Annotated in this window: 12 protein-coding genes; 6 read left to right on the forward strand and 6 right to left on the reverse strand. The window is 73.0% G+C overall.

The window, feature by feature from the left end:
- Window positions 1-5: 5 nt before the first annotated feature.
- From EXE57_RS03650 to gcvT, 3 genes are all read right to left on the reverse strand, one after another.
- Window positions 6-1,520 (reverse strand): SigE family RNA polymerase sigma factor, encoded by a 1,515-nt coding sequence (locus EXE57_RS03650; protein ID WP_135074099.1) that lies wholly within the window; start codon window positions 1,518-1,520, stop codon window positions 6-8.
- Between the two features lie 102 nt (window positions 1,521-1,622).
- Entirely contained in the window at window positions 1,623-1,877 is a 255-nt protein-coding gene (locus EXE57_RS03655; RefSeq protein ID WP_167305807.1) for a hypothetical protein, read from the reverse strand.
- A complete protein-coding gene (gcvT, locus tag EXE57_RS03660; RefSeq protein WP_135074101.1) occupies window positions 1,877-2,986 on the reverse strand; it encodes a glycine cleavage system aminomethyltransferase GcvT in 1,110 nt (369 codons plus the stop codon). Before gcvT ends, EXE57_RS03655 begins: the two co-directional genes overlap by 1 nt.
- Before the next feature lie 53 nt (window positions 2,987-3,039).
- On the opposite strand from gcvT, the gene EXE57_RS03665 reads away from it, so the two are divergent.
- Window positions 3,040-4,542 (forward strand): leucyl aminopeptidase, encoded by a 1,503-nt coding sequence (locus EXE57_RS03665; protein ID WP_244246978.1) that lies wholly within the window; start codon window positions 3,040-3,042, stop codon window positions 4,540-4,542.
- Window positions 4,543-4,580: 38 nt separating this feature from the next.
- A complete protein-coding gene (locus tag EXE57_RS20300; RefSeq protein ID WP_135074103.1) occupies window positions 4,581-7,502 on the forward strand; it encodes a helix-turn-helix transcriptional regulator in 2,922 nt (973 codons plus the stop codon).
- Between the two features lie 49 nt (window positions 7,503-7,551).
- Here the strand turns inward: EXE57_RS20300 and EXE57_RS03675 are convergent, their stop codons facing one another.
- Window positions 7,552-7,914, reverse strand: coding sequence for a hypothetical protein (locus EXE57_RS03675; protein ID WP_135074105.1), 363 nt, complete (start codon window positions 7,912-7,914; stop codon window positions 7,552-7,554).
- Window positions 7,915-8,064: 150 nt separating this feature from the next.
- Between EXE57_RS03675 and EXE57_RS20305 the strand changes: the two genes are divergently transcribed.
- Entirely contained in the window at window positions 8,065-10,974 is a 2,910-nt protein-coding gene (locus EXE57_RS20305) for a helix-turn-helix transcriptional regulator (protein WP_167305808.1), read from the forward strand.
- A 7-nt stretch (window positions 10,975-10,981) separates the two neighbouring features.
- On the opposite strand, the gene EXE57_RS03685 is transcribed toward EXE57_RS20305, so the two are convergent.
- Complete coding sequence (locus EXE57_RS03685; RefSeq protein ID WP_135074110.1) at window positions 10,982-11,341, reverse strand: hypothetical protein; 360 nt, start codon at window positions 11,339-11,341, stop codon at window positions 10,982-10,984.
- Window positions 11,342-11,450: 109 nt separating this feature from the next.
- Here EXE57_RS03685 and lpdA point away from each other — a divergent pair, with 109 nt between their 5' ends.
- Genes lpdA through EXE57_RS03700 form a run of 3 tightly spaced genes read left to right on the forward strand, consistent with a single transcriptional unit; the run spans window position 11,451 to window position 15,640 of the window.
- The gene (lpdA, locus tag EXE57_RS03690) at window positions 11,451-12,830 is read left to right on the forward strand and encodes a dihydrolipoyl dehydrogenase (RefSeq protein WP_244246979.1); all 1,380 of its coding nucleotides are present in this window, start codon (window positions 11,451-11,453) and stop codon (window positions 12,828-12,830) included.
- A gap of 38 nt (window positions 12,831-12,868) precedes the next feature.
- Window positions 12,869-14,740 carry a 2-oxoglutarate dehydrogenase, E2 component, dihydrolipoamide succinyltransferase gene (gene sucB, locus EXE57_RS03695; protein ID WP_135074114.1) on the forward strand — a complete coding sequence of 624 codons (1,872 nt, stop codon included), beginning with the start codon at window positions 12,869-12,871 and terminating at the stop codon, window positions 14,738-14,740.
- 9 nt (window positions 14,741-14,749) lie between these two features.
- A complete protein-coding gene (locus EXE57_RS03700; protein ID WP_135074116.1) occupies window positions 14,750-15,640 on the forward strand; it encodes a TIGR01777 family oxidoreductase in 891 nt (296 codons plus the stop codon).
- Here the strand turns inward: EXE57_RS03700 and EXE57_RS03705 are convergent.
- Window positions 15,586-16,158 (reverse strand): hypothetical protein, encoded by a 573-nt coding sequence (locus tag EXE57_RS03705; protein WP_135074118.1) that lies wholly within the window; start codon window positions 16,156-16,158, stop codon window positions 15,586-15,588. The two genes, EXE57_RS03700 and EXE57_RS03705, sit on opposite strands and share 55 nt — an antisense overlap.
- Window positions 16,159-16,200 lie beyond the last annotated feature (42 nt).

The raw sequence follows: 16,200 nt of genomic DNA on the forward strand, positions 1-16,200 counted from the left end.
CGAGGTCACTGTGCGAAGACGGGCGGGTCGGGAACCTCCTCCGGCACCTCGCCCAGCTTCCGGCAAGGGGTGGCGAGCTCCGGTCGACAGGCGTAGAGACGGTAGTTGCCCTCGGACGGCATCTGGAGCATGTCCTGGTAGGTCTTGTCCTGCAGCATGTGGAGCACGGCGAAGACGAAGGTGCCCTCGCGGTACGCCCACGAGACGGCCTCGTCGCTCGGGGAGTACATCCGGTCGATGGGCTCGGCCGTGGCCACGTCGTAGACCGCGAGCTGCCCGTCCCTGACCACGAACGCGTAGCGACCGTCAGGGGTGAGCCGGGCGTCCTCGGCGTCGACCACCACGCCGCTGCCCAGCGGGATCGGCGTCATCCGCAGCTGGTCGTCGAAGCGGGAGATGCGGGCTCCCTCGGCGGTGTCCACCATGCTCCCCGCCAGCGCGAAGGAGATGTCGAGCAGCGGCTCCCAGGCGAAGTCGCCGTCGGGCGAGCTGTAGTAGACGCGCTCGCCCTCGAGGGCGATCGGCTCGCTGTCGCCCACGGGCTGACCACCGCCGTCGGCCGACCCGGCCAGGGAGCGGCGACCGACCTCCTCGCCGGCGAGCGTGTCGTGGACGACCAGCTGGGGGTCGCCGTCGCCAGGGTCGGCCCAGGCCACCCAGCCGTTGTCGTGGTCCACCGCCAGCCGCGAGCCGGCGACGGTCTCGCCGATCCGCTGCTGGTCGCCGGACCCGTCGACGTGGACGACGTGGCCGTCGGCGTCGCTGAGGACCACGCCGTCCGGCACGTCGGCCAGCTGCAGCACCTCGGGAGTCTCCACGACCACGTCGGCCAGGTGGAGGGTCCCGTCGGCGTACCACGGGAGGGGCAGCGGGTTGCTCGCCGGCCGTACGTCGCCCTGGCCGTCCTCGGCGGGCCGGGCCGCCCACCAGGTGACGGCCCCGGCCACCACGGCGAGCACGGCGGCGGCGGCAAGGCCCCGGGTCCAGGCGTCCCGGCGCCGTCGACGCGCCCGCGCAGCGACGACGGCGACCGGCGCGGGAGGGACGGGCACGGCCTCGCAGGCGTCGCGCACGTCGGGCCCGGGGAACGGCATCGGCGGGAGCGGGCCCGTACCGCCGGCGACGTCGTCCACCTCGTCCTCGGACAGCTCGGCCACGTGGAGCAGCACCAGCCGGGTCCGGTCCTCCGGTGAGAGCTCGGCGAGCCAGGTCTCCAGCGCCCGGCGCCGCTCGAGCCGGTCGGTGAGCCCGGGAGGCAGCTCCACCGGCTCGGGATCGGGGACCGGCCGGTCGCCGGAACGGCGGAGCACGCGGGCCCGGGCGTCGAGGACGGCGCGGTAGACGTGCACCTCGACGTCGCCGTCGCGCTGCTCCCGCTCCCACCCGGGCAGGGCCCGGGCCAGGCCCTCGACCGCGATCTCCTCGGCCTCGGCCTGCCGGTGCCCGAGGAAGACCAGGGTCCGCACCAGCGCCGGCCACCGGGCCACCAGCCAGCTGGCGAACTCACGTCCTCGGCGCATGTCTCCCATCCTCACCCTGCCGGCACAGCCGTGTCCCGGCCTCGCGGGTCGCGGTCCTGAGGGCTTCGGAGCCGCAGCCGGTCCGGATGTGGGACGACCGGGTCAGGCGTGCAGCGACATCGGGCCGTAGACCTGCCGGTCCTGCTCGAAGAGCGTCACCTGGTCGACACCTTCCGCTGCCAGGTCCGCCCAGATCTCCCCGACCCACGACTCGGCGTCCGCCTGGCTGGGAAAGCGCTGCCCCGCGAGCTCGCCGGCCACCTCGACCTCACTGCCGGCGGAGTCCTCGAGGCGCCACCACCACGGCCGCTCGGCCGGGTCGGGCTGGCGGAAGGTGGGTGGCTGGTCGGGCAACATCAGGCCTCCCGGACGCTGGTGTCGACGAACGGGGGCTTGACGAGCTGGAAGACCTCGCGGCGCCCGCGCACGTCGACGCCGACCTCCGCGTCGGCATCGACCATGGTGGGCACCAGTGCGAGGCCGATGCCTTTCTTGAGCGTCGGGCTGAAGGTCCCCGAGGTGATCTCGCAGAGCGGGACGTCGTGGGTGAGCGAGACCCGCATGCCGGGCCGTGGGATGCCCCGTCCGGTCGCGACCAGGCCGCGGAGGAGCCGCTGGGGGCCTGCCTCCTTCTCGGCGAGCAGCACGTCGCGGCCCCAGAAGCGGTCCTTCCTCCACCCGACCGCCCACCCGAGCCGGGCCTGCACCGGGGTCACGTCGAGGGTGATGTCCTGGCCGTGGAGGGGGTAGCCCATCTCGGTGCGGAGCGTGTCGCGCGAGCCGAGGCCGCACGGGAGGATCCCGAACTCCTCGCCCGCCGCCAGCAGCGCGTCCCAGAGCGCGCCGGCGGCCTCGTTGCGCACGATCAGCTCGTAGCCCCGCTCGCCGGTGTAACCGGTGCGGCAGACCACGACGCCCGCGTCCTGGAACGTGCCCTCGATGAAGGACATGTAGTCGTGGCCGGCCGGCAGCCCGACCCGGGTCAGCACCTCGTCGGACTTCGTGCCCTGGACGGCGAGCACGGCGTACTCGGTGTGGTGGTCGATGACCTGGACGCCCTCGGGCGCGTCGGCGCGCAGCCTGCGCACGACCTCGGCCGTGTTGGCGGCGTTCGGGACGAGCAGCACGTGCTCGTCGTCCTGGTAGTAGGCGATCAGGTCGTCGACGATGCCGCCGGTGGCGTCGTCGCAGCACAGCGTGTACTGCGCCCGGCCGTGGCCGATGCGGCCGAGGTCGTTGGTCAGCGTCGCGTTGACGTGGGCCGCGGCCCCCGGACCGGTCACCATCGCCTTGCCGAGGTGGCTGACGTCGAAGACGCCGACCGCGGTCCGCACCGCGGTGTGCTCCCTGACGGTGCCGGAGGGGTACTCGACAGGCATCGACCAGCCCCCGAACGCGGCGAGCTTCGCCCCGAGGGCGACGTGTCGTTCGTGGAGGGGCGACTGCCGCAGGTCGGTCTCGCTCATGCGGGCGAACCTACCGCAGCGGTGGCGTGTGACCGGGTGGCTATCCTGCGTCGGTGATCAGTTACCAGCTGCGTTCCGCCAACCCCGCCAAGACCCGCGCCGACGCCGTCGTCGTCGGCGTCCTCGAGCACAAGTCGGGGGCGCAGCTGGCCGAGGGGGGCGACGACGTCGCCAAGGCGTACGGCCGCAAGCTCCGTCCGCTGCTGGCCTCCCTGGGTGTGACCGGCAAGGCCGGCGAGGTGCACAAGGTGCCGTCCGGCGGCACCCTCTCCTCCCCGCTGCTGGTGCTCGTCGGGCTCGGCGAGGAGGCCGACCAGGTCTCCGTCCGGCGTGCCGCCGGCGCCGCGGCCCGGTCGGTCACCAACGCCGCCTCCGTCGCGCTGGCCCTGCCGGCCGGTACGCCGGCGCTCGTCCGCGCCGTGACCGAGGGATGGCACCTCGGCGGCTACACGTTCACGACGTACAAGAAGGACTCCGGAGGCAGCACCGCGCCCGGGACCGTCACCGTGCTCAGCAGCATCGCCCGCAAGGACGAGGCGAGCGAGGCCTTCGAGTCCGCCCAGGTGCTGGCCCGGGCGGTCGCGACCACCCGCGACTGGGTCAACACGCCACCGGGCGACCTGCGCCCGCCCGCCTTCGCGGACGCCGTCGCCGACGCGGCCGCCGAGGCGAGCAAGGGCCGCGGCAAGGCCAAGGTGAAGGTCACCGTCCATGACGAGAAGCAGCTCGCCGAGCTCGGCTGCGGCGGCATCCTCGGCGTCGGCCAGGGCTCCGACGCTCCCCCGCGGCTGGTGGAGCTGTCCTACAGCCCGCGCGGCGCGAGGACCCACCTCGCGCTGGTCGGCAAGGGCATCACCTTCGACTCGGGCGGGCTGTCGATCAAGCCAGCCCAGAGCATGTCCGACATGAAGTCCGACATGGCGGGCGCCGCCGCCGTCGTCCAGGCGACGCTGGCGATCGCCGCGCTGCGGCTCCCGGTCAAGGTCAGCACCTTCGTCCCGATGGCCGAGAACATGGTGTCCGGCTCGGCCACCCGACCCGGTGACGTGCTGCGGATGTACGGCGGCAAGACCGTCGAGATCATGAACACCGACGCCGAGGGCCGGCTGATCCTCGCCGACGCCCTCGTCCGCGCCACCGAGTCCAAGCCCGACGTCGTGCTCGACGTCGCGACGCTCACCGGCCACATGGTGCTGGCGCTGGGCGACCGCGTCGGGGGCGTGATGGGCAGCGACGAGGTCGTCGACGCCGTCCTGGCCGCGGCCGGCGAGGCCGGCGAGTCCCACTGGCCGATGCCGCTGCCGGAGCAGATGACCGAGCGGGTCCGCAGCAGCAAGATCGCCGACCTCCTCCAGCACGACTGGGTGCGCTGGGGCGGCGGTCTCTACGCCGGCGCGTTCCTGCGCGAGTTCACCGACGACCTCCCGTGGGCCCACCTCGACATCGCCGGGCCGTCGTTCCACTCCGGCTCGGCGTACGGGCACGTCACCCCGGGCGGCACCGGCTTCGCGGTCACCACCCTGGTCGCGTACGCCCGGAGGCTGAGCGCCAGCTGAGCCCGCCCCCACCCCGCACTCGGGTGCACAATGCCTCCATGGAGGCGGGGGGCCTCGTCGGACGTGATCCCGAGCTCGAGCGGATCGGGGTCCTGCTGCGTGACGCCGCAGCCGGCCGGCCCTCGGCATTGTTGGTGGCCGGCGAACCCGGCATCGGCAAGACCAGCCTTGTGACCGAGGCGATCTCCCGCCCGACTGCGGAAGGCCACCTCGTCCTGTGGGGGCGCTGCCTCCGGTTCGGGGCCGACTCCACGCCGTACCTGCCGTTCGGCCAGATCCTCACGCAGTGGCACCGACAGGCCGAGGAGGCCGAACGTCGTCGGGTGCTCGAGGGCGCCGATCTCCTCAGCACGATCGCGCCCTCGCTCGGTGTACCGACGAGACCAGCGGACAGCAACCGGATGCTGCCGCTCGTCGCCGCAACGCTCGATCGAATGACGCAGCATGCGACGTTGGTGCTGGTGGTGGACGACGTGCAGTGGGCCGATGGCAGCTCCCTGGACCTGCTGGCCTACCTGCTGGCCGGCTTCGACCGCCAGCGGCTGGCCTTGCTGCTCACCTACCGGGACACGGAGCTTGCCGAGGGTCATCGGCTGCACGGATGGCTCGCCGACGTCCTGCGGCTTCCCTCCGTCAGCAGCATGCGGCTCGAGCGTCTCGGGTTCGCGGACGTCGAGGAGCTCTGCTCACGGCTGACCGGTGCGAGCGGGGGCGACGACGCCGCTGCGGTCTACGAGGAGTCCTCGGGCAACCCCTACTACGCCGAGCTGCTGGTCCGGGACGCGAACGCCGGGCTCAGAACCGAGCGGGACGGATCCCTCAGGCAGGCGTTGCTCAGCTCCTGGCACGGCCTCGGCGTGGACGCTCGAGAGCTGCTGCAACTGCTCGCCGTGGGCGGCCGTCCTGTCGCGGTCGAGGTCCTCACGAGACTCGTTCGGGCCCGCGGGGGCACGCCCGACCAGGCGTCCGTCTCCCTTGCCGAGGCGAGCGGGGCGGGGATGGTGTACCTGATGGGAGACGGCGACGCCTGGTTCCACCACCCCCTGATCGCCGAGGTCGTCGCCTCCACCCTCACGCCAACCGCACGGCGCCGCGTCCACGAGGAGTACGTCGAGGTTCTCGAGGCCGCCGTCGACCTTCCCTTGTCGTCGCGGGCCGCGCACCTCGCCCTGCACCACGATGGCGCCGGGGACGCCGACCCAGCCTTCGTCTGGTCGGTCATGGCAGCGGATGAAGCGGTCGCGGTGCGGGGGTACGCCGAGGCGTGCGAGCACCTGCACCGCGCCTGTCGACTCTGGGACGACGTCGGTGACGACATCCGTGCTCTGGCGGGCGACCGCGTCGACCTGTGGCGTCGCGCGAGTGACAGCGCCTGGAGCGCCGGTGAGTACGTCCTGGCCGTTCGCCTCCGAGAGGAGGCAGTCACCAGGGTCGACCCAGGCGTCGACCCGGTGCGAGCCGTCCGCCTCGGTCTGCCCCTTCCCCACTGGCGCGAGGCCAGTGGGCTCGAGGCTGGTGCCGCCCTGACGGAGTCAGCCAGCCGGGTCGCGGACCTCGCCACCCATCTGTGCCCGGGGACTCCCGAGCACGCGCAGTCACTCGCTCGTCTGGCTTTCGCCGAGCTCTCGGGGGACGATCAGGCGAGCGCAGCCCGGCATGCCTCGGAAGCGGTGAGTATCGCCACCCGCACCGGGTCGACGGAGGCACTCGCCTGGGCCCTGTCCGTGCGGTCGGAGACCCGCCTCGACGCCGAGGCGGCTCTCACCGAGGCCTTGGAAGCCGTCACCCTCGCGAACCACGTGGGAGACCCGGAGCTCATGGGTGTAGCCGCGGGGCAGGGCGCGAACAGCTTCGAGCGGCTCGGCCGACGCGTCCATGCCGCGGAGCTGCTGCTCACGACCTTCCGTCGACTGCTCGGCAGCGGATCGGCCCACGACGCCATGTGGGCCAACCCGAGCTTCGGTGCAGCCTTGCTCATCGCGCTGGGACGATGGGACGAGGCGGGCGACATGCTCCACGAGCTGCTCAGCCGTCGATACCCGCCGAGCCACGCAGCCGATGTCCGCGGCCAAGCAGCGACTCTCGCTCTCCGCAGCGGGCGTCTCGCCGCCGGTCATGCGCACCTGGCCAGAGCCCACGAGCTGCTGCCCGGTCTGCCGGAGTTCAAGGACCTGCTCGCTTGGGCCGAGATCGAGGGACTGTGGGTCGGCAGGGACTTCCCAGAGGCGCTCTCTCGGGCAACCGTGCTGATGAAGGACCTGACCCAGGTTGACGCGACCATCGGCGACGAGCTCCTCCCGGTCGCTGCGCGCATCGCCGCTGACCTCGCCGAACAGCCAGGGAGGAGGACCGAGGCGCAGACGCTGCTGGACCGTGTCGAGCGGGTCCGCGGGACCGAGCCCGACCGGTTCACGCCTGCCGTTCCGGATGATCTGCTCCACCCCGCGTGGGGCCGCATCTACGCAGCGGAACGCGCCCGCTGTGACGATGAGCCCGACCCGGCCCCTCTGTGGCGTTCTGCGGTGGCGGCCTGTCGGGCGGCCGGTCTGGTGTGGGACGAGGCGCTCTCGTCCCACCAGCTGGCCAGGGCCCTGCTGTCGAGTCGAGGGGGAGGTAGGGAGGCCGCATCGGTCCTCCGGCACGCCGCTCAGGTCGCGACCGGCCTGGGGGCCACTGGTGTCCTCGGCGCGATCGAGGCCCTGGCCCAGCAGGCGCATGTCGTTCTCGTGGAACCGCCACCGATCGAGTCGGTCGATCCGTGGCCGGACGCGTTCCCTGCCTTGACACCGCGCGAGCGCGAGGTGTTGTCACCCCTGCTGGCGGGGCGCACGTACGCCGAGATCGCGGCCGCGCTCTTCATCAGCGAGAAGACTGTCAGTGTCCACGTGTCGAACCTGCTCCGCAAGACCGGTACGTCGAGTCGCGTCGAGCTCGCCGAGCTGGCACGCCGGCGCCCGTGACCGCAGGCCGCAGGGTAGACCCATGCCCGGGTCGCCCCCTGGGCCCCTGTCACGCCGGGTGCGCCGCGTGGTGCTCGTGACGTCGCACCCCGACCGCCGCGGCTCCCGCGACGGCCATGCCAGCCAGCGCGGCCAGTCCGATCTGGAGGTACTCCAGGGAGTCGTCGTCGACGAAGACCTCGCGGATCACTGTCTGCGGACCCTGGCCGCTCGTCGAGGTGGCGGTCCCGCTGCTCCCGGGGACGCCCCAGTCGGGCTCGGCGGAGGCGGGCGCGACGGCGGCCAGCGACAGGATGCCTGCCGCAGCGGTGGTCGAGAGGATCGTGCGGGTCGTGGTGTTCATGGTGACCGGCTCCTTCCAGACGGTGGTGGCTGACTCCTCCAGCGTCGCGGCCCACGGGCGTCCGGGCATCGGACAGCACCCCTCAGATGCACGCACGACACCCCTCAGATCGGCTCGCGGCGGTGGTGGGGCCGAGGCCGTCGGGCTCGTGGGCCGTGAACCGCGCGTACCCTCCGGAGGACGGAATCCCCGAGGGCTGACGGGGTGCACAATGGCTCCGTGGGAGCCGCAGGCCTCCAGGTCGGCCGGCGTCCCGAACGGGAGGAGCTGGCCTCCGCCCTGCACGACTCGGCGGCGGGGCGTCCTCGCGCGGTCCTGGTCAGCGGCGAGGCCGGGATCGGCAAGACCAGCCTGGTCGCCGAGGCGACCTCGGGGCCGGCCGCGACGGGCCACCAGGTGCTGTGGGGTCACTGCATGCGGTTCGCGGCAGACTCCTCGCCGTACCTCCCCATCGGGCAGCTGCTGGCGCAGTGGTGCCGTGGGGCGGAGCCGTCCGAGAAGGCGCGGGTGCTGACCGGCGCGGAGCACCTCGCAACCATCGCGCCCGCCGTCGGCGCGACCACGGGGCAGGCCGATGCCTCCCGGATCGTGCCGCTGGTCGCGGCCGTGGTCGACCGGATCGCGGAGGCGGGACCCGTCGTGCTCGTCGTCGACGACGTGCAGTGGGCCGACGGCTCGTCGCTGGACCTGCTCGCCTACCTGGTCGCGGGCTTCGGCGAGGGGCAGCGGCTGTGCGTGGTGGCGACCTACCGCGACACCGAGCTCGGTGAGGGCCACCGTCTCCACGGCTGGCTGGCCGACGTGGCGCGTCTGCCCTCGGTCTCCACGATGCGGCTGGAGCGGCTCGGGCTCGCCGACGTCGAGGAGCTGGTGATCCGGCTGCGGAGCGAGGTCGCCGTGGGGCCGCTGGTCGACCGGATCTTCGACGAGGCGCGCGGCAACCCGTACTACACCGAGCTCCTGGTCCACGGCGCCGCCGACCACCCCGGTGGTGGACAGGTCGAGGGCCTGCAGCAGGTCCTGCTCGGCTCGTGGCACCGCCTCGGGCCCGAAGGCCGCGAGCTGCTGCAGCTGCTGGCGATCGGCGGGCGTCCGGTCGCCGTGGACGTCCTCGAACGACTCGTCGCCGCCCGCGGCGGTGACCCCGACAGCGTGTCGCCCTCCCTGGCCGAGGCCACGGCGTCCGGACTGACGACCGTGGCGACCGGTGGGGAGGCCTGGTTCCACCACCCGCTGGTCGCGGAGGTGGTCGCCGGCACGCTCACCACCGAGGCACGCACCCGGGTGCACCGTGAGTACGTCGAGGTGCTGGAGTCCTCCGCGGATCTCGCGACCGCGTCGCGCGCATCGCACCTCGCTCTCCACCACCACGGAGCCGGCGATCACGACGACGCGTTCGTGTGGTCGCTGCGGGCCGCGGACGAGGCGGCAGCGGTCCGCGGGTACGCCGAGGAGCTCGAGCACCTGCACCGCGCCTGCGGGCTCTGGGAGGAGGTCGGTGAGGAGGCGCGCGGCAGGGCTGGTCGACGCGCCGACCTGTGGCTCCGCGCCAGCAACAGCGAGTGGAGTGCCGGCGAGCACCTGCTCGCCATCCGCCTTCGCGAGGACGCGATCCTCCGTCAGGACGAGGGCGACGACCCGGTCCTGGCCATGCGGCTGCGGCTGCCCCTGTCCGAGTGGCGGATCGGCTGCGGGCTCGATGCCCGGGACGGAGTCGAGGACAGGCGCCGCGTCGTGGAGCTGGCCGAGGCGCGCTGCCCCGGGTCGCCGGAACACGTGCAGGCGCTCGCCCTCCTGGTGCACGCCGAGGCATGGGTCCAGGACTGGGGAGCTGTCCAGCACGCGGCCACCGCCGTGAAGATGGCGCGTCGCACCGGATCGACCGAGGCGCTCGCCTGGGCTCTCGCCATGCGGTCGGAGACTCCACCCTGGGACCGTGCCCTCGAGGACGCGACCCGCGCCTTCGATCTCGCCCACCAGGTCGGCGACCCCCGGCTCACGGGTTGGGCCGCCACCAGGCTGGCCAACCGCCTCGGCGTGGTCGGTCGCGACGAAGAAGTGTGCGACGTGTTGCTGACGACGTTCCGGCACCTCGTCGCCGCAGGCTCGGTCCACGACGCGATGCACGCCAGCCCTGCCTACGGCGCGGCGTACCTGCTCGAGCTCGGACGGTGGGAGGAGACCCGTGAGGTGCTCCGCCTGCTGCTCAGCCATCGACTCTCCGCCGCCATGGGTGCTGTCACCCGGGGTGTGGCCGCACTGATGGCTGTCCGGACGGGTGACGCCGCCGCTGGCCGCAGCCACCTGACCCGGGCACGGGAGCTGCGGCCTCGGCACGGTGCCGCCGGCGACATCCTGGAGCTCCTGGAGATCGAGGCTCTCGCCGACCTGCGGGACTCACGGGAGGCGCTGACGCTCGCCGCCCGGCTGATGCCAGCGCAGGTGAGCGCCACTCCGATGGATGCCGACGAGCTCCTCGTCATCGCGGCCCGAGCGGCCGGCGACCTGGGCGAGGACCCGCGCGGGCGCGCGGAGGCGATCTCCCTGCTCGACGAGATCGTGGAGCTGCGGGGGCCGGACCACCCGGGCTTCGAGTGCACCGGCCCCGAGGACCTCGTCCACCCGGCGCGGGGCGCCCTCTTCGCTGCCGACCGCGCCCGGTGCCACGGCGACACCGACACCGCCGACCTGTGGCGCACGGCCGTGACGACGTGCGCCGAGGCAGGCATGGTGTGGCACGAGGCGCTGGCGTCGTACCAGCTGGGCCGGGCGCTGCTGGCGGAGCGAGGGTCCCGCGCGGACGCCGCCTCGGCGCTGCGGCACGCGAAGGACGTCGCCGCCGGTCTCGGTGCGGCGCCGATCGTGCGAGACGTCGAGGAGGTGGCTCGTCAGGCCCACGTCCTGCTCGACGGGGCCTCTCCCCCGGGGTCGCCGACCTCACTGACCCCGCGCGAGCGCGAGATCCTCGCCCTGGTCGCCGAGGGCCGGACCAACGGCCAGATCGGCACCGAGCTGTTCATCAGCACCAAGACGGTCTCGGTCCACGTGTCCCACATCCTCGCCAAGCTCGACGCGGCCAGCCGGACCGAGGCCACGACCGTGGCGCGGCGTCGCGGCCTGCTGGAGTGAGCGGGCCTCAGAGTTCGCCGCTCTTCTTCCGCCGGTTGTAGTCACGCATCCGCTGCGGCACGCCGACGACGGCCGCGTCGTACGACGGCACGTGGTGCTTGTTGGCGAACTCGTGCGCCCACTGCACCGACGGCACCCGCCGCCGCGTCCACTCGCCGTCGTGGGCGACGAGCAGCAGGGTCACGTCGCTGACGGCCGTGCGCGGCTCCACGAAGCCCTCCACCCCGCGCCTGCTCGTGACGAAGGTGCGCAGGTGCGCCTCGTCCGTGCGGTCGGACGCACGCACGGTCGTCGAGCCGGTGCGTGTCGCGTCCCGTGACGGACGGCGCATCTTCGGTCGTCTGCGGAACCGGTCGAGCAACCCCATGCCCCCAGTGTGCCCGGTCGCCTCACGGGGTGGTGTCGACTCGTGCACGAGAAGTGCAAAGATGGAGCCGCGGTCGCAACGGCGCGACCCGCGACCCGGAGGGAGCACAGTGGCCGAGGCCGACTACGACGTACTCATTCTCGGGGCCGGTTCCGGAGGCTACGCATGTGCCCTCCGCGCCGCCCAGTTCGGGCTGAAGGTCGGCTTGGTCGAGAAGGGCAAGCTCGGAGGCACCTGCCTCCACGTCGGCTGCATCCCCACCAAGGCGCTCCTCCACGCGGCCGAGGTCGCCGACTCGGCGCGCGACTCCGCGAAGTTCGGCGTCACGGCCTCGCTCGAGGGCATCGACGTCCCCGGCGTCAACGCCTACAAGGACGGGGTCGTCAACCGGCTCTTCAAGGGGCTCACCGGCCTGATCAAGGGTCGCGGCATCACCGTCATCGAGGGCGAGGGCCGGCTGACCGGGCCCCGCGAGGTCACCGTCGACGGGACCGCCCACACCGGGCGCCACGTCGTGCTGGCCAGCGGCTCCTACAGCCGCTCGCTGCCTGGCCTCGAGGTCGACGGCGAGCGCGTCATCACCTCCGAGCACGCGCTGCGCCTCGAGCACGTCCCGCAGTCGGTGATCGTGCTCGGCGGCGGCGTCATCGGCTGCGAGTTCGCCAGCGTCTGGAAGAGCTTCGGCGCCGACGTCACGATCCTCGAGGCGCTCCCCCGACTGGTCCCGGCCGAGGACGAGGCCAGCTCGAAGGCCCTCGAGCGGGCCTTCCGCAAGCGCAAGATCGCCTTCCGCACGGGCACGCCCTTCCAGAGCGTGAAGACGACGGAGTCCGGGGTCGCCGTCACCGTCGAGGGCGGCGACGTGATCGAGGCGGAGCTGCTGCTCGTCGCCGTCGGTCGCGGCCCGGTGACCGACGGCCTCGGCTACGCCGAGCAGGGCGTCACCCTCGACCGTGGCTTCGTCGTCACCGACGAGCGCTGCCGTACCGGGGTCGACGGCCTGTACGCCGTGGGCGACATCGTGCCGGGCCTGCAGCTGGCCCACCGGGGGTTCCAGCAGGGCATCTTCGTGGCCGAGGACATCGCCGGTCTCGATCCCACCCCGATCGACGAGACCGGGATCCCCCGCGTCACCTACTCCCACCCCGAGGTCGCCTCCGTCGGGCTGACCGAGGCCGCCGCCACCGAGCAGTACGGCGTCGACCAGGTCGAGTCGCTGACCTACGACCTCGGCGGCAACGGCAAGAGCCAGATCCTCGCCACCTCCGGCTTCGTCAAGCTGGTCCGCCGCAAGGACGGCCCCGTCGTGGGTGTCCACCTGGTCGGCGACCGCGTGGGCGAGCTGATCGGCGAGGCGCAGCTGATCTACAGCTGGGAGGCGTACGCGGAGGACGTCGCCCCGCTGGTCCACGCGCACCCCACCCAGAACGAAGCGCTCGGCGAGGCCCACCTGGCCCTCGCCGGCAAGGCGCTGCACGCCCACTCCTGACCCGACCCCTCATCGACACCGCGAGCGAAGGAAGTCCATTGGCCACCGAAGTCACCCTCCCGGCACTCGGCGAGTCCGTCACCGAAGGCACCGTCACCCGCTGGCTCAAGCAGGTCGGCGACACCATCTCGGTCGACGAGCCGCTGCTGGAGGTCTCCACCGACAAGGTCGACACCGAGATCCCCTCTCCTGTCGCCGGCACCCTGCTGGAGATCAAGGCGAACGAGGACGACACCGTCGAGGTCGGCGCGGTGCTGGCGCTGGTCGGTGACGAGGGCGAGTCCGGTGGCGACTCCGGCAGCGAGGACTCCGGCCAGGACGAGCAGGAGGAGTCCGGCGACGAGACCGAGGAGAGCGGCGGTGGCGGCGAGGACCTCGAGCAGGAGCGGGCCGAGGCCGAGGCCGAGGAGAAGGACTCCAGCGGCGAGGCACCCTCGGAGCAGGAGCCGGCGGACGATCACCCCTCCTCCGATGACTCCTCGGGCGGCTCCGGGTCCGGTGGTGGCTCAGGCACGTCGGTGACGCTGCCGGCACTCGGCGAGTCGGTCACCGAGGGCACGGTCACCCGCTGGCTCAAGCAGGTCGGCGACGAGGTCGCCGTCGACGAGCCGCTGCTGGAGGTCTCCACCGACAAGGTCGACACCGAGATCCCCTCCCCCGTCGCCGGCACCCTGCTGGAGGTCAAGGTCGCCGAGGACGAGACGGTCGAGGTCGGCGCCGAGCTCGCGGTCATCGGGTCCGGTGACGCAGGCGGGGACGCGCCCGCCCAGGCCGAGCCCGAGGCACAGCCCGCCGACGAGGAGCAGGCCGAGAAGAAGGCCGAGCAGGAGCAGGAGATCGCCGAGGAGAAGGGCGACCTCCCCGCCGGCGACGAGACGCCTGAGTCCGAGAAGGACGAGCCCGAGCCGGAGAAGGAGCCGGAGCCCGCGAAGCAGCCCGAGCCGGCCGCCCAGGAGCCGCCGGCGCCCGCCAAGGACCGCGAGGAGCCGTCGACGTACGTCACCCCGCTCGTCCGCAAGATGGCCGCCCAGCACGACGTCGACCTGGCGTCGGTGACCGGCACCGGGGTCGGCGGCCGGATCCGCAAGCAGGACGTCCTCGACGCGGCCGAGAAGGCCAAGCAGGCGGCCGCCCCGGCCGAGGCTCCCGCCGCGGCCGCACCGGCGGCCTCCACCCCGGCCCCCGCGAGCCCGTCCCCGCTGCGCGGCAAGACCGAGCCGATGTCGCGGCTGCGCAAGATCATCGCCTCGCGCATGGTCGAGTCGCTGCACGGTTCGGCCCAGCTCACCCAGGTGATGGAGGTCGACGTCACGCGGATCGCGCGGATGCGCGAGGGCGCCAAGGCGGACTTCCTGGCGCGCGAGGGCGTAAAGCTGACCTACCTGCCGTTCTTCGCCAAGGCCGCCATCGACGCGCTCAAGCAGCACCCGGCGCTCAACGCGACCATCGACACCGAGGCGGGCGAGGTCACCTACTACGACCGCGAGCACGTCGCCTTCGCCGTCGACACCGACAAGGGCCTGCTCACGCCGGTGGTCAAGGACGCCGGCGACCTCTCGATCGCAGGTCTGGCCAAGAAGATCGCGGACGTCGCCGAGCGCACCCGGACCAACAAGATCGGCCCCGACGAGCTGTCGGGCGGCACCTTCACGATCACCAACCTCGGCAGCTTCGGGGCGCTCTTCGACACCCCGATCATCAACAAGCCGCAGGTGGCGATCCTCGGTCCCGGTGCCGTCGTGAAGCGGCCCGTGGTCATCGACGACCCGAACCTCGGCGAGACGATCGCCGTGCGCCACATGGTCTACCTGTCGCTCACCTACGACCACCGGCTCGTGGACGGCGCCGACGCCGGCCGCTTCCTGCGCGAGGTCAAGCAGCGCCTGGAGTCCGGTCAGTTTGAAGTCTGACGAGGTCTGATGCGCGTCGTCGTCGCCGGGGGGTCCGGCTTCCTCGGGTCCCCCCTGGTTGCTCACCTGCGGGACCGTGGACACACGGTCACGGTGCTCACACGCCGGGCGTCCGGGGGCGAGCAGGAGTCGACGTGGGACCCCTACGGCGGTCGCCTCGACCAAGGGGTGATCGGACAGGCCGACGTGGTCGTCAACGTGGCCGGGTCGGGGCTCCTCGGCAACCCCCACTCCGAGAAGTGGAAGCGGTCGATCCGGGACAGCCGCATCGTGACCACCCGGGTCCTGGCGGAGGCGATCGCCCGCGCCGACGAGCCGCCCGCCTTCCTGGCCGGCAACGGCAGCTCCTGGTACGGCGACCACGGCGCAGACCCCGTGACCGAGGACTCGGACTCGCGCGGCGACGCGTTCATGACGCAGGTGACGCGGGACTGGCAGGCCGCCGCCGACCCCGCCCTCGAGGCGGGAGCGAGGGTCTGCGTCCTGCGCACTGCGCCCGTGATGTCGCGCGGCGGCGAGACCATGAAGCTGCTGGAGCCTCTCTTCAAGCTGGGACTCGGCGCGCGTCTGGGCAGGGGTGAGCAGTTCTTTCCCGTGATCTCGCGACGCGACTGGGTCGCAGCGGTCGCGATGCTCGCCGAGCACCCGACTGCCAGCGGGCCGATCAACCTGTGCAGCCCGGTGACGCCGACCAACGCGGAGTTCACGGCGACCTTTGCCCGTTCGGTGCACCGACCGGCGTTCCTCGCCGCGCCTCGCCGAGTGCTCTCCGTCGGCGCGGGACCGGCGGCCCCCGAGCTCCTTCGCTCGCTCGACCTGCGACCCGCGGCGCTGCTCTCGCTGGGCTACCGGTTCGAGGACCCGGACGTGTCGGCGGTGCTTGCCTCGGGCCTGGCCTGAGCCCGGTCCCGGACCTCGGCGACCTGCCACCGCGTCCCGGACCGCACCATCACGACCCGGCGTCGCGACCAGTCGTCCCCGGGCAGGCTGAAGCTGCCGCCCCCACCCCGCGCCACGGTCCGCCCCAGCCGGTCGGTCACCAGCAGCTCGAGCCGGTCGCCGGTCCGGGCAACGACCTCGACCGCCGCGAGCTGCATCCGGACGCCGGTCACGCGCAGCCCGCGGCCGGCGTACGCCTCGAGCAGCGCGGCGTCGGCCCGCCCGGCCCGCGAACCCGGGACGTAGAGCTCCGCCAGCGCCTCCCCGTCACCTCGTCGCCAGGCCCGGGCGCGGTCACGGTCCCAGCCCCGGAGCACCTCCAGCGGCGCGGTCCGGTCCGCGGCCAGGGCGCGGCCCGGGGGCGCGACCGGCTCCGGGCCGGCGGGCACGAGCAGGGCCGTGAGGACGAGCGCCCCGGCCAGCAGCACGCCGAGCACCAAGGGGCGGCGGGCGAGAGGATGGGCGGTGACGGCGAGCACCCCTCGTTCCTACCGCGTCCGCGGCTCCGGCGGCGGCGCTCC

This window comes from Nocardioides euryhalodurans (genome assembly GCF_004564375.1).
Classification (GTDB): domain Bacteria; phylum Actinomycetota; class Actinomycetes; order Propionibacteriales; family Nocardioidaceae; genus Nocardioides; species Nocardioides euryhalodurans.